This is a genomic window from Arthrobacter sp. Soil_C_49, from assembly GCF_057656635.1.
This window is the reverse complement of sequence record NZ_JBDGJZ010000009.1, coordinates 49,255-61,524: the sequence shown is the minus strand read 5'-3', so window position 1 is coordinate 61,524 and position 12,270 is coordinate 49,255. Positions and strand designations below refer to the sequence as shown.

Below are 12,270 nucleotides of genomic sequence, written 5' to 3'. Positions count from 1 at the left end.
CTGCCCGCCGGCGCTTGGTGAGTCAAGCGGGAGTTGGCGCCGCTGCTGCCTTCCCTGGCACCAGAGGTACGACGGCGGCACCTGGCGAAGCGGCGCCGTCGTCCGCCCGGAGGTGGACGGGCTAGGCGGTGAGCGCCGCCGCTTTCCTGCGGCGGGCCTTGGCCAGCCGCGTACCGATGAGGCCCTGCCGGGGGCTGAAGAGGTAGACCACTGCGAACACCACTCCCTGCGTGAGTACCACCATGGCCCCTGAGGCGGTGTCCAGGTAGTAGCTGATGTAGATGCCGGCCAGTGAGCAGACGGCGGAGATCACTGGAGCGATGACCAGCATGCGCGAGAAGCGGTCTGTCAGCAGGTAGGCGGTGGCACCGGGGATGATGAGCATGGCCACTACCAGCACTACACCCACGGTCTGCAGTGCCACCACAGAGGTCAGCGCGAGCAGGCCCAGCAGCAGTGCGCCGAGGCGTTTGGGTGAGAGCCCGATGGCGTGCGCATGGGTGGGGTCGAAGGCGTACAGGGTGAGGTCGCGCCGCTTGAGGATCAGGATGGCGAAGGCCACCACGCCCAGCACGAGGACCTGGATCAGGTCCGGGATGCTGACGCCGAGGAGGTTGCCAAAGATGATGTGGTTGAGGTCGGTCTGGCTGGGCGTCACCGAAATCAGCACCAGGCCCAACGCGAACAGGGAGGAGAACACGATCCCGATCGCGGCGTCCTCCTTGACCCGGCTGGTATTGCGGACCACTCCGATCAGGGTGACGGCAACGAGCGCAAACACCAGCGCTCCGAGCGCAAACGGGGCGCCGACGATGTAGGCCAGCACCACCCCGGGGAGCACCGCATGGGAGACGGCGTCGCCCATCAAGGACCAGCCGATCAGCACCAGCCAGCAGCTCAGCACGGCGCAGACCACGGCGGCCAGTGCGGTGGTGAGCAGCGCCCGGACCATAAAGTCGTAGCCCAGCGGTTCGAGCAGCAGCTCCATTACTGGTCCCCCCTTTTGTGGCCCGGCGCTTCCCGGTCCAGCACGTCCAGGCCGAACGCCATGGCAAGGTTCTCCGGCTGCAGCACCACTTCGGGCGGCCCGTGCATCAGGACTTTGTGCATCAGGAGGATGGCTTCGTCGCACAGCTGCGGCAGGGCATGCAGATCGTGGGTGGACACCAGGATGGTGCAGCCGTCGGAGGACAGTTCGCGCAGGAGCCGGGTGATGGTGGCCTCGGAGCGCTTGTCCACGCCGGCGAAGGGTTCATCGAGGAGCATGGTGGTGGCGCCCTGGGCGATCCCGCGGGCAACGAAGGCGCGCTTCTTCTGGCCGCCCGAGAGCTGGCCGATCTGGCGCCCGGCGTACTGCCCCAACTCCACGCGGTCCAGGGCTTCGTCCACGGCCAGGCGGTCCGCCTTCGAAGCGCGGCGGGTGAAGCCCTGGTGGCCGTAGCGGCCCATCATCACCACGTCGCGGACGGACAGCGGGAACTGCCAGTCAACGTCCTCGCTTTGCGGCACATAGCCGATGCCGCCCTGCTTGCGTGCCTTGGAAGGTGACGCTCCGTTGATCCGGACGGTGCCGGCGTCGGGCTTGATCATTCCCATGATCACCTTGAACAGCGTGGACTTGCCGGAGCCGTTCATGCCCACCAGTCCGCAGATCCGGGCGGGCTCCAGGGCCAGGGACGCGGCGTCCAGCGCCAGGACATCGCCGTAATGGACAGTGACGTTGTCAACGAGGATGGCCTGCGCGGTCATGATGCGGCTCCTGCGGTGGTTCCGGCCAGTGCTTTGGTGATGAGGCCGGCGTCGTGCCGGATCAGGTCCAGGTAGGTGGGCACCGGTCCGTCCGCCTCGGACAGGGAGTCCACGTAGAGGGTGCCGCCGAATGTGGCGCCCGTGGCTCCCACTACCTGCTGCATGGGTGCATCCGAAACCGTGGATTCACAGAAAACTGCGGGGACTTTATTGGCCTTGACGTATTCGATGGCCCGGGTGATCTGCTGGGGCGTTGCCTGCTGTTCGGCGTTGACCGCCCAGATGTACACCTCCTTGAGCCCGGCGTCGCGGGCCAGATAGGAGAACGCGCCTTCGCAGGTGACCAGGGCGCGCTGGTTCTCCGGGAGACCGGACAGGCTCGTGACCATCTGGTCCTGCACAGCCTGCAGCTCGGCCTTGTAGGCGTCCCCGTTGGCCTTGAAGACTTCGGCGTTCCCAGGGTCCAGGTCGCTAAAGGCCTTCACCATGTTGTCCACGTAGATCTGCACGTTCACGGGCGACATCCACGCGTGCGGGTTCGGCTTGCCCTGATAGGAGTCCTCGCTGATGGACACCACCTCCACCCCGTCACTCACCACCGCATGCGGCACGTCCAGGCCTTCCACGAACTGGGCGAACCAGGCCTCCAGGTTCAGTCCGTTGTCCAGGATGAGGTCCGCTTTGGAAGCTTTCCGGATGTCGCCGGGGGTGGGTTCGTAACCGTGGATCTCGGCGCCGGCTTTGGTGATCGACTCGACGGTGAGTTTGTCCCCCGCAACGTTCTTCGCGACGTCGGCCAGCACCGTGAAGGTGGTCAGGACCACCTTTTTGCTGCCGCCGTCCGTTCCGGACGCCCCTCCCGAGCAGGCGGTCAACAGGAGGGAAAGCACGACGGCGGCTGCCGCGGCCAGGCGCAAGCGCCCCTGGCAGAGGGCGGGGGTCCGGGCGGCTACTTTGGCGCACCGAAACAAAAGTTTAGGCATACCGAATATTCTAGGCGACGCCTGAATCCTCCGGCAACGCTGTTACGGCAGTGCAGCGGGATATGTGGGGATAGGCTGAAACCATGGCCATCGCTCACCGCCGACCACCCGCTCCGCAGCCACAGCTCTACCGGTTTACGGCATTGGACTTCACCACTGCGGGTCTGTACGTGGCGATTGCCGGGTTCTTCGCGGTGGCCGGGCAACTGGTGGAACCGTTCCTGCGCAAGATTGCCCCTACCCCCGCAGCCGCCTCCTATGCCACCAACCTGCTCTTCTATGCCTCGGTGGGAATTCTTGCCGTGCTTGCTGCCCGGCGCGTAATCGCCCGGGACCTGCGGGTACTGGCAACCAGGCCGTGGTTCACCCTGCTGATGGTGCCTGCGGCTGTGATCGCCATGATGATCCTCTCGGCCATCGCCGTGGCGGCCAGCGGCAGTGTGGCGACGTCAGAGAACCAGGCGGGGCTGCAGGCGCTGATGCAGCAGGTCCCGGTCTGGCTGATGGTCCCGCTGCTGGTGGTGGTGGGCCCGTTTGTGGAGGAGTACATCTTCCGCCACCTGCTGATCGGCAAGCTGAGCCGGCGGATCAACATCTGGGTGTGCTGCATCCTGTCCGTGTTCCTGTTCGCGGCCCTTCACATCGTGGGCCAGGAAGCACTGACCCTGACCGTCCTGCTGCCGTACCTGGCCATGGGGGCAACGCTGGTGTTTGTGTATGTGTGGACCGGCAGGAACCTGATGTTCTCCTACTTCGTGCACGCCGCCAAGAACCTGCTGGCAGTGGTGTTCATCTACGCCATCCCGCCCGAGGTCTACGAACAGCTCCAGCAGGTCCAGGCCTAAGGGAGCGGCTCTTGCGGCCCGGCTTGCCCTGTCGCAATGACCCCGGCCCACGTAGCTTGGTGCCATGGGACTGAATATCCAGATCGTCATCGACTGCCGCGATCCGCACCGCCTTGCAGAATGGTGGGCGGAATCCCTCGGCTGGGCGGTGGAACCCCAGGACGAGGGCTTCATCCGGTCCATGATCGAGCAGGGCTACGCCGCCGAAGACCAGACAACAACCCACAACGGAAAACTGGTGTGGCGGGATGCGTGCGCCATCCGGCCGCCCGAGGAACTGGAATCGAAGGCACCGCAGCGCCGGCTCCTGTTCCAGACGGCGCCGGAGGAAAAGACGCTCAAGAACCGGGTGCACTGGGACTTGAACCTGGCAGGCCGGGACAAGGACGAGGTGCGCCGGGAACTCGAGGCCCGCGGCGCAACATTCCTGTGGACGGCCAATGAAGGACCACACTTCTGGCACACCATGGCGGACCCCGAGGGCAACGAGTTCTGCATCAGCTGACCCCGATTACTAGACTTGGACGGTGAGCAACCAAATCCCCGCCCCGGTGTCCGACGTCTTCGATCCCACCCGCTGGCGTGTTGTGTCCGGCTTCGAGGACTTCCAGGACATGACCTACCACCGGCAGGTGGAAAGGGATTCCGACGGCGGCTGGGTGCGTGACCTGCCCACGGTCCGGATCGCTTTCAACCGGCCCGAGGTCCGCAACGCCTTCCGGCCCGGCACCGTGGATGAGCTGTACCGGGCCATGGACCACGCCCGGATGTCACCGGACGTCGCCACCGTCCTGCTCACCGGCAACGGCCCCTCCCCCAAGGACGGCGGCCACTCCTTCTGCTCCGGCGGGGACCAGCGGATCAGGGGCCGGGACGGGTACCGGTATGCCGACGGCGAGACCCAGGAGAGCATCGACCCGGCCCGGGCGGGCAGGCTGCACATCCTGGAAGTCCAGCGGCTGATGCGGACCATGCCCAAGGTGGTCATCGCCGTCGTCAACGGCTGGGCAGCCGGCGGCGGGCACTCCCTGCACGTGGTGGCTGACCTCACCATCGCCTCCCGGCAGCACGGCAAGTTCAAGCAGACCGACGCCACGGTGGGAAGCTTTGACGCCGGCTACGGCTCCGCCCTGCTGGCGCGGCAGATCGGGCAGAAGGCGGCCAGGGAAATCTTCTTCCTGGCCCGCGAATATTCCGCAGAGGACATGGTTCGAATGGGCGCCGTCAATGAGGCGGTGGACCACGACCGCCTCGAGGAAGTGGCCCTGGAGTACGCCGCCGACATCGCCCGGCAGTCGCCGCAGGCCATTCGGATGCTGAAGTTCGCCTTCAACCTTGCCGACGACGGGCTGGCCGGCCAGCAGGTGTTCGCCGGTGAAGCCACGCGTCTGGCCTACATGACGGACGAGGCGGTGGAGGGCAAGGAGGCGTTCCTGCAAAAACGTGACCCGGACTGGTCCGGCTTCCCGCACTACTTCTAAGGCAGGACCGGCCATGAGCACCGAACCCACCGGCGCCCGCGTCAGCGGCGCCCTCAACATCGATCCCGCGCTGAAGGCCCTGGCTGCGGCCCTCCACGGCGAGGGCCCCGCAGTGGAACTTTCCGTCGACGACCAGGGCCGCCTGGTGGTGGGCCACGTGGAAACCCCCGGCTGCGACGACGCCGTCGCCGTGGTCCGCACGTCCGGTTCCACCGGGACCCCCAAGGCCACCGTCCTCACCGTTGAATCCCTGGCCGCGTCCTCCATGGCCACGGCCTTGGCGCTCAAGGGCGAGGGCCAGTGGCTGCTGGCGCTGCCCGTGCAGTTCGTCGCCGGCATCCAGGTCCTGGTCCGTTCCCTCTTCGCCGGCACCCGCCCGTGGGTGATGGACATGTCCGGGGGCTTTACCTCTGAAGCCTTCACTGCGGCAGCCCTGGAGTTGACCGATAAGATCCGGTTCACCTCACTGGTCCCCACCCAGCTGCAGCGGCTGCTGGAGGATCCGTCGCCGGAAACGCTGGCTGTGCTCCGCCGCTTCAATGCCGTCCTGCTGGGCGGGGCCCCTGCCTCCGCTTCGCTGCTGGCCGCTGCCAGGGATGCAGGCGTCCGCGTGGTCACCACGTACGGTTCCGCCGAGTCCTCCGGCGGCTGCATCTACAACGGCTATCCGCTGGAAGGCGTCTCGGTCCGGGTGGACGGGGACGGCCGGATCCTGCTGGGCGGCGACACCATCGCCGCCGGCTACCTGGAAGCCCCGGACCAGGAGTCCGGCACCTTCTTTGAAGAGGACGGCGTGCGCTGGTACCGCACCAGCGACCTCGGCACCATCGACGAGGACGGCCGCCTCACCGTCCTGGGCCGCGTCGACGACGTGATCATCACCGGCGGCATCAAAGTGTCTGCCGCGCATGTGCAGGAAGAGCTGGAAAAGTCCGACGCCGTCGCCGCGGCTTTTGTGGCGGGCGTCCCGTCCGCGGAATGGGGCCAGGCCGTGGCCGCTTACGTGGCACTGGCCGCAGAAGGCCCCGGCACGGGTACCGGGACCGCCTCCGAAAGCGGCGATGACGCATCCAGCCGGGACCACGCCGTCGTCCTTGAACAGGAATGGCACCGGACCTTGGGCATCCTGGCGCCCAAAACCGTGCTCGCTTCCTCCGCCCTGCTGATGCTCCCCAACGGCAAGCCGGACCGGCTGGCCATGGCCGCCGAACTCAACGCCCTGCACCAGGGTAAGTAAAGTAGACGTGCACCACCGGGCAGGACCCCATCCTGCCGCCTTCCCCGAACCAACGCGAGGTACTGACCGTGGCCACAGCCGCACAATGGATCCAAGGCGCCCGACTCCGGACGCTGCCCGCTGCGATTGCGCCGGTGCTGATCGGCTCCGCCGCCGCCTATGAGATGGATTCGTTCCGCCTGTTCAACGCCATCCTCGCGGCGCTCGTGGCACTCCTGCTCCAGGTGGGCGTGAACTTCGCCAACGACTACTCGGACGGCATCCGCGGCACGGACGATGACCGGGTGGGCCCGCTCCGCCTGGTCGGCTCAGGGGCCGCCAAGCCCGAACACGTCAAATATGCCGCTTTCGGTACGTTTGCTGCCGCCATGGTGTTTGGCCTCGTCCTGGTGGTGATCACCCAGAGCTGGTGGCTGATCCTGGTGGGCCTGGGATGCGTGATGGCCGCCTGGGGCTACACCGGCGGCAAAAACCCCTACGGCTACATGGGCCTGGGCGACGTATTTGTGTTTGTGTTCTTCGGGCTGGTGGCCACACTGGGCACCACCTACACCCAGGCGGGGCAGATCAACCTGCCGGCCATCATTGGTGCGATCGGCACCGGGCTGATCGCCACGGCGCTGCTCATGGCCAATAACGTCCGGGACATCCCCACCGACATCCAGGCCGGCAAGAAAACCCTGGCCGTGCGGCTGGGTGACAAGCACGCCCGCGAAAGCTACGTGCTGATGCTTGCCGTGGCCATCATGCTGGTGGTGATCCTGGCCCCGGGACGGCCGTGGATGCTGATTGTCCTGCTGCTGATTCCGGCCTGCCTGATGCCTGCGTGGCTCATGATCAACGGCCGCAAGCGCAAGAGCCTGATCCCTGTCCTGAAGCAGACCGGGCTGATCAACCTCGGGTACAGCCTGCTGTTCTCACTGGGCCTGGTGCTCAGCCACGGCTTCTAGCCTTTGCTGCTGCCCGCCTGCTGTTGTTGCTGACCGGGGCGCTGCTAGGGACGCTTGGGGTCCTTGGCGTCGTTGCTGATGGCGATATCCGGGTTGGCGTCCAGGAGCGCGTCCTCGGCGTTCGCATCCTGCACTTCGTTCGCTGAGCGCAGCGGCTGGGCCTTGCCGGAGAAACGCTGGTGCAGGGCTGCTGCAGCCTCGTCCCGCTGCTTCTGGAAGAACAGGTAGCTCACGGCGAAGGCGATCAGTGCTGCGCAGATGACAGACATCAGCACACCGAGCTGCAGGAGCATAAAAACCACAAACAGGGGCGCGAAGAGTGCCAGGCGGATCAGGGAATATTTCAAAAAGGCCACTATTCAAGTTTAGCCGCCTCCCGCCGAAGGCCCCCGCCCCTCCTGACGATAGACTTAATGGCATGCTCCTCCGTGTGGCTTTGGCCGTGGCAGTCCTCGTCATCTTTGTGTATGGCCTCGTGGACGTGATCCGCACTGATGGGCGACTCACCCGGGGAATCTCCAAACCGGCCTGGATTGTGGTCATGATTGTCCTGCCCGTGATCGGCGCAATCCTTTGGCTCCTCATCGGCCGGCCGCGCGGCACCTCCCCCCAGCAGAGCCAGCGCCATCCCACAGCCCCGGACGATGATCCGGACTTCCTCCGCAACCTTGAAGCGCGCCGGCGCAACCAGGCGGAAGCGGAGCGACTGAAGCGGCTCAAGGATGAACTGGACACCAAAGCGAAGAATAACGGCGACGGCAAGGCCGGCGGCATGGACAAGCACGAAACCGACAAGCACGAAACCGACGAGCACGATACCGACGAACTTAAGTAGGGGCTTATGGTTCAGGAACCTGAGGGAGAAGACCGGCTGCGGACCACCGCCAAGGGGGCCGCAGCGCCGCCTTCACCCTCGGGTCCGCCTGCGCCTCCGCCCAGGCCCGGTGTTTCCTGGGCCGCCCCCGCGCCCATCCTGGCCGTCCCGGAGGCACCGCGCAGCGTCCGGAACGGGAGGCTGCTGTGGATTTTCAGTTTCGTAGCGGGACTTGCCGTCCTCGCCGGATCCTTCATGACCCGCGATTCGCATCTCGAGCGGCTGAAAGCCGTGGTGGAGGGGATGGCGCAGGGCGGGGATGCCGAGGCCGTCACCACGGCAACGGCCGTGGTCTTCTGGGGCAGCCTGGGTGCTGTCCTCCTGGTGATCCTGCTGGAGGCCGCCATGCTGGGCGTGGTGATGGGCCGCAGGGGCTGGGCCAGGTGGGTGCTGCTCCTCCTGCTGGCCGGGCACGCCGTGGTCCTGCTGGTGGCCGCTGCCTTCCTCGTTCCAGACGGCGATGCCGGCAGCTATGTTGTGCTGCTCTGGGGCCTTGATCTCCTGCTGGCTGTTGCCGGCCTGGTGTTCTTCTTTATGCCCTCTGCCAACGCCTGGCTGAAGTCCGGCCGCTAGGGTCCTGATGCTGATGTCCTGACGCTAGGCAGGCTGACCGGCCAGCTGGGCGCATTCAGCGACCACCGCTTCGCAGCTGCGGATGACCACCCTGCAGACGTCGACGGCCGAACGGTCCGTAAACGGGTTTTCCGCCAAGGCATGCCAACGGTCCAGCCGGCGGCGCGCCTCGGCAACCAGCTGGTCCGGGCGGGCATCCGCGTCAAGGCCCAGCCGAACATGGGAAGCTGCACCCCGGCCCCCAATCAGGCCTTCGGCTTCAGCTGCGAGTTCCGGGGGAAGGGTGGTGCCGGTGGTTCTCAGGGTTGCCAACAGCCTCAGTTCACGGAACTCGTGGGCGTTGACCTGCAGCCGTTCAAGTGCCCCTGCCAGCTGGCCAGTCCCTTCGCGGGGAGACGTCGTGAGCAGCGTTTCCACGCCCACCAGCGCGGTCCTTGCTTTGAGTGCGTCGGCGCGTGCCTGGAACTGGCGCCCCAGCAAGTCAAGCAGCGGGTGCAGTCCGCTGCGCCGGGCGAGTTCGTGCGCCAGCGGCGTGGGCTCGGCAAACCCGTTGCGGATGAGGACCACTGCCAAACGGATGCCGAATACGCCGTACCTCTGCAGCAGCGAGGCACGGGCCGCCGTCGTCAATTTCTCCGGTCCTGCGGAGCGCAGGAACCGGTCGGCGGACAGCAGCAGCTTTTCCCGGTCTTTCCGTTCCATCCCCGCCAGCAGTTGGAGGGCCTCGAAGTCGGACTGGCGCATGCTGCGGGCGCTCTGCGCCAGGAGCCCCGCCACGGGGACCACCCCCAAGGCCAGCTTCCGCAGGCTGTGGTCCTGGCGGTACCTTTCGGCGATTTCCCCGGCGGAGAGGAGGGAATCGATCCGTCCGGCGCCCACCTCATCTGCCCGTGAGAGCACAGCCAGGGCATTAACGGTCCCGGACCTCCCCGCCTCGGTGTCCTTGAAGGACTCAAGGAACCGCAGGTCGGACGCGTGCATGTGGCGCATCAGGTAGATGATGGCGTCGGCTTCGGACGGCGTGTCCGCCGGGGTGAGGAAGGTGGTGGACCGTGCCGCTACGTCCGTTGAAAGTGACGCGATGCCCGGTGTATCGATCAGGGTCATGTCCCGCAGGCCCGGCGACGGCCATTCCACATCGAGCCGGTCGACGTCGTCCGCTGTGCTGTCGCCCAGGACAAACACCAGGCGGCCGTCCACGCGCTTGACGGGAAGGCTGCGGGGTTCGCCCTTGACGGGGTAGAGGGTAATCCGCGGCGCGTGGCCATAGCGGTACCAGGTGACGATCCGGGTGCATTCAGCTGTATCCGTGGGCGCAATTTCTTCGCCAAGGATGGCATTCAGGAGCGTGGACTTCCCGGCCTTGACCATGCCGGCGACGGCGATCCGCAGCGGTTCTTCCAATCGCCTGGCATAGCCCTCCAACAACGCCACGGCCGCCGGATCGTCCTTGTAGACGTCCAGCGCCTGCTCTACGAGGTCAGCCACACCCTCCATGGTTGAGAGTGTCATCCCACCGCCGCCACAGCCGGTGCCACCTCCAGTGTGCGGGCTGGGCCGGTCGGCGGCTCGGAATCCGAGGGTACAGGCTTGCCGGCCCGCGCCGCGCTTGCGGCCACTTCGGCGGCCACCGCCTCAGCAGCGCGGGTCAGGGCGTCAACCTTCTTGAGCTCGGCCTTGATCTCGCGGATGCGTACGTCCTTTTCCAGGGTGTAGGTGGTGGCAGCTTTCTGGGCTGCTGACACTGAATCCGATAGGGAGCGGTGGTGCTCGTCCGCGATCTCGGTGAAGTGGTCCCGGGTGGAACGCTGGACCAGCCGCAGCCGGTCCTTCAGCTGCTTGCCCACCTGGAAGGTCACGTCGTCCAGTTGGCGCCGCACCAGGGCCTTGGCCTCGGCCTGGCGGCGCTTGAGGCGGGCTTCCTTGTCCTCCCGGTAGGCCTTGCGCCCCAGCAGGAGGCCGGCGCCCACGGAGAGTGGATTGATCAGGGCCATGCCGAAGATCCCGGTGATAAGGCCGAACATCAGCACACCCCCGTAGGACCCGCGCATCCCGATCAACACTTTTTGCATGGCGTTGACGCGGCCGTCGTCGAGCGTGGGCATATCGTCCACCGGGTCGAGCGCGTCGCCTGAATCCGAGACGTGAAGGACGGGCAAGGTCACCTCGTCCGCCGCAAAGTGCTCGGCCACCTGGGCGGCCAGCCACTGCGCCCGCTCACTGGTCCAGACGAACGTGTCCGATATGGCCGCGGCGGCGCACTCTTCGAGCCACTTGGAAAACTGCGGCCAGGTGGGTCCCGGATCGCCCAGGTCGATCGCTGCCTCGGCCTCACGCTGGATCCGGCGGAGGCGGTCCCGCAGGTCGTACTCCATATCGGCGATCAGGTCGCTGATGCCGTCGTTGAGGGTGATCTGCCACCGGGCGGACCGCTTGCGAAGCTCGTCAGCCTCCGCTTTGGCCGCTTCCAGGCCGGCGATCATTTTCGGCGTGTTTTCCGGGTTTTCCAGCGCTTCCAGCTCCGACTGCAGCGACAGGCGGAGGTTCTCGGCGACTGACAGCAGGTCCTGGCTGACGGAGCGCCGCTGAAGGCGCTGTGCCTTGCCCACGATTTCGTTCCGGACGTGCGTGATCAGGCGGGGAAAGCCCGATTCTGAATTCAGTTCGGCGTCCTGGAGGCGTGCGGCTTCGAGCCTGAGGTCGGAGGAGACGGCAAACAGCGGAATGTCCGGGGACACCTGGGCCAGGTGGCCCCGGTCGATGTCCTGGACGCGCCGCCAGTCAGGGTAGATGTCGGTCTTGGACAGGACACCCACAACGCTGGGGGTGATGCGCATGGCCTGGCGCAGGAAGCGCAATTCCGGTTCGGTGTACTCCTGCGAGGCATCCGACACCAGCAGCATGGCATCGGCGGTGGGCAGCGCGGTGAGCGTGGACAGGGTGTGGGAGGAATTCAGTCCCCCTACGCCCGGAGAGTCAATGACGGTAAGGCCGCCTGTAAGGAATTTGCGGGGCAGGTACACCTCACCCGCCACAAGCTTTTTGGTGTTTCCGGGGTTGCCCCGTTCGGAAACATAGGAGGGCAAGTCAGCGATGGGGACTGGCCGGCGTTCGATGTTGGTTTCGTCGCCGGCGTCAGCGTCTCCCTTGGGAACCAGGATGGCAGCGGAAGCCGTGTCACCGTAGCGGACAACAGTGGGGACGGAGGTGGCGATGTCGTCGTCGACAGGGCATACCGGGGCATTGACGAGGGCGTTGATGAGTTTGCTTTTGCCTTGCTTGAATTCGCCCACAACGATCACGCGGATGCTGGGGTCTTTCAACCTCTTCAACGTGTGGTCGAGGCGTTTCCGAAGATCCGCCCGGTCTCCTGTGCTTGTCAGTTCGAGGCCGTGCTCAACCAGCCTTACGAGTTGCGCTGCCGTCGCCGGTGTTGTTGGTTTGGCCTGTCCTGCTTCTGCCACAGCGTGTCCTTTGCCTCTGGTCTTGGTCGGGAACGAGGGTTGGGCCGGGAAGAGCCCGGCAGGAGGTGGGTGCCTCCTGCCGGGCGCCTGCCGTACCCCGAGACTATTGCCGGG

General features: G+C 66.1%; 13 protein-coding genes. 7 read left to right on the top strand and 6 right to left on the bottom strand.

The window, feature by feature from the left end; all coding sequences use genetic code 11:
- Positions 1 to 121: 121 nt before the first annotated feature.
- From AC3A4Z_RS15015 to AC3A4Z_RS15005, 3 genes are read right to left on the bottom strand one after another with little or no spacing between them, the layout of a single operon-like run.
- Positions 122 to 988, bottom strand: a complete 867-nt coding sequence (locus AC3A4Z_RS15015) for a metal ABC transporter permease (RefSeq protein ID WP_498712481.1) — start codon at positions 986 to 988, stop codon at positions 122 to 124.
- Complete coding sequence (locus tag AC3A4Z_RS15010) at positions 988 to 1,749, bottom strand: metal ABC transporter ATP-binding protein (RefSeq protein WP_498712480.1); 762 nt, start codon at positions 1,747 to 1,749, stop codon at positions 988 to 990. Before AC3A4Z_RS15010 ends, AC3A4Z_RS15015 begins: the two co-directional genes overlap by 1 nt.
- On the bottom strand, positions 1,746 to 2,732 hold the full coding sequence (locus AC3A4Z_RS15005; protein ID WP_498712479.1) for a metal ABC transporter substrate-binding protein: 987 nt from the start codon (positions 2,730 to 2,732) through the stop codon (positions 1,746 to 1,748). Before AC3A4Z_RS15005 ends, AC3A4Z_RS15010 begins: the two co-directional genes overlap by 4 nt.
- Positions 2,733 to 2,815: 83 nt before the next feature.
- Here AC3A4Z_RS15005 and AC3A4Z_RS15000 point away from each other — a divergent pair, with 83 nt between their 5' ends.
- The 5 genes from AC3A4Z_RS15000 (at position 2,816) to AC3A4Z_RS14980 (ending at position 7,245) form a co-directional block, all read left to right on the top strand.
- Positions 2,816 to 3,577 (top strand): CPBP family intramembrane glutamic endopeptidase, encoded by a 762-nt coding sequence (locus AC3A4Z_RS15000; RefSeq protein ID WP_498712478.1) that lies wholly within the window; start codon positions 2,816 to 2,818, stop codon positions 3,575 to 3,577.
- 64 nt (positions 3,578 to 3,641) lie between these two features.
- The gene (locus AC3A4Z_RS14995; protein ID WP_498712477.1) at positions 3,642 to 4,082 is read left to right on the top strand and encodes a VOC family protein; all 441 of its coding nucleotides are present in this window, start codon (positions 3,642 to 3,644) and stop codon (positions 4,080 to 4,082) included.
- A gap of 22 nt (positions 4,083 to 4,104) precedes the next feature.
- Positions 4,105 to 5,058 carry a 1,4-dihydroxy-2-naphthoyl-CoA synthase gene (locus tag AC3A4Z_RS14990; protein ID WP_498712476.1) on the top strand — a complete coding sequence of 318 codons (954 nt, stop codon included), beginning with the start codon at positions 4,105 to 4,107 and terminating at the stop codon, positions 5,056 to 5,058.
- Positions 5,059 to 5,071: 13 nt separating this feature from the next.
- Positions 5,072 to 6,295 carry an AMP-binding protein gene (locus AC3A4Z_RS14985; RefSeq protein ID WP_498712475.1) on the top strand — a complete coding sequence of 408 codons (1,224 nt, stop codon included), beginning with the start codon at positions 5,072 to 5,074 and terminating at the stop codon, positions 6,293 to 6,295.
- Positions 6,296 to 6,363: 68 nt separating this feature from the next.
- Positions 6,364 to 7,245 (top strand): 1,4-dihydroxy-2-naphthoate polyprenyltransferase, encoded by an 882-nt coding sequence (locus tag AC3A4Z_RS14980; RefSeq protein ID WP_498712474.1) that lies wholly within the window; start codon positions 6,364 to 6,366, stop codon positions 7,243 to 7,245.
- Between the two features lie 44 nt (positions 7,246 to 7,289).
- Here AC3A4Z_RS14980 and AC3A4Z_RS14975 read toward each other — a convergent pair whose 3' ends face one another.
- Complete coding sequence (locus AC3A4Z_RS14975; protein ID WP_498712473.1) at positions 7,290 to 7,601, bottom strand: DUF4229 domain-containing protein; 312 nt, start codon at positions 7,599 to 7,601, stop codon at positions 7,290 to 7,292.
- A gap of 62 nt (positions 7,602 to 7,663) precedes the next feature.
- Here AC3A4Z_RS14975 and AC3A4Z_RS14970 point away from each other — a divergent pair, with 62 nt between their 5' ends.
- Both AC3A4Z_RS14970 and AC3A4Z_RS14965 read left to right on the top strand, forming a co-directional pair.
- Entirely contained in the window at positions 7,664 to 8,080 is a 417-nt protein-coding gene (locus tag AC3A4Z_RS14970; protein ID WP_498712472.1) for a PLD nuclease N-terminal domain-containing protein, read from the top strand.
- A gap of 6 nt (positions 8,081 to 8,086) precedes the next feature.
- Positions 8,087 to 8,692: a hypothetical protein gene (locus AC3A4Z_RS14965; protein WP_498712471.1), complete on the top strand. Its 606-nt coding sequence runs from the start codon at positions 8,087 to 8,089 to the stop codon at positions 8,690 to 8,692.
- Positions 8,693 to 8,716: 24 nt separating this feature from the next.
- Here the strand turns inward: AC3A4Z_RS14965 and AC3A4Z_RS14960 are convergent, their stop codons facing one another.
- Positions 8,717 to 10,204: a dynamin family protein gene (locus AC3A4Z_RS14960; RefSeq protein ID WP_498712470.1), complete on the bottom strand. Its 1,488-nt coding sequence runs from the start codon at positions 10,202 to 10,204 to the stop codon at positions 8,717 to 8,719.
- Positions 10,201 to 12,156 (bottom strand): dynamin family protein, encoded by a 1,956-nt coding sequence (locus AC3A4Z_RS14955; RefSeq protein ID WP_498712469.1) that lies wholly within the window; start codon positions 12,154 to 12,156, stop codon positions 10,201 to 10,203. The genes AC3A4Z_RS14960 and AC3A4Z_RS14955 overlap by 4 nt, the downstream gene beginning before the upstream one ends.
- Between the last annotated feature and the right edge of the window lie 114 nt (positions 12,157 to 12,270).

Coding starts and splice junctions, on each gene's coding strand:
- AC3A4Z_RS14985 (WP_498712475.1), top strand. CDS start 5,072: ATGAGCACCGAACCCACCGGCGCCCGCGTCAGCGGCGCCCTCAACATC.
- AC3A4Z_RS14970 (WP_498712472.1), top strand. CDS start 7,664: ATGCTCCTCCGTGTGGCTTTGGCCGTGGCAGTCCTCGTCATCTTTGTG.
- AC3A4Z_RS15015 (WP_498712481.1), bottom strand. CDS start 988: ATGGAGCTGCTGCTCGAACCGCTGGGCTACGACTTTATGGTCCGGGCG.
- AC3A4Z_RS14960 (WP_498712470.1), bottom strand. CDS start 10,204: ATGACACTCTCAACCATGGAGGGTGTGGCTGACCTCGTAGAGCAGGCG.
- AC3A4Z_RS14995 (WP_498712477.1), top strand. CDS start 3,642: ATGGGACTGAATATCCAGATCGTCATCGACTGCCGCGATCCGCACCGC.
- AC3A4Z_RS15005 (WP_498712479.1), bottom strand. CDS start 2,732: ATGCCTAAACTTTTGTTTCGGTGCGCCAAAGTAGCCGCCCGGACCCCC.
- AC3A4Z_RS15000 (WP_498712478.1), top strand. CDS start 2,816: ATGGCCATCGCTCACCGCCGACCACCCGCTCCGCAGCCACAGCTCTAC.
- AC3A4Z_RS15010 (WP_498712480.1), bottom strand. CDS start 1,749: ATGACCGCGCAGGCCATCCTCGTTGACAACGTCACTGTCCATTACGGC.
- AC3A4Z_RS14965 (WP_498712471.1), top strand. CDS start 8,087: ATGGTTCAGGAACCTGAGGGAGAAGACCGGCTGCGGACCACCGCCAAG.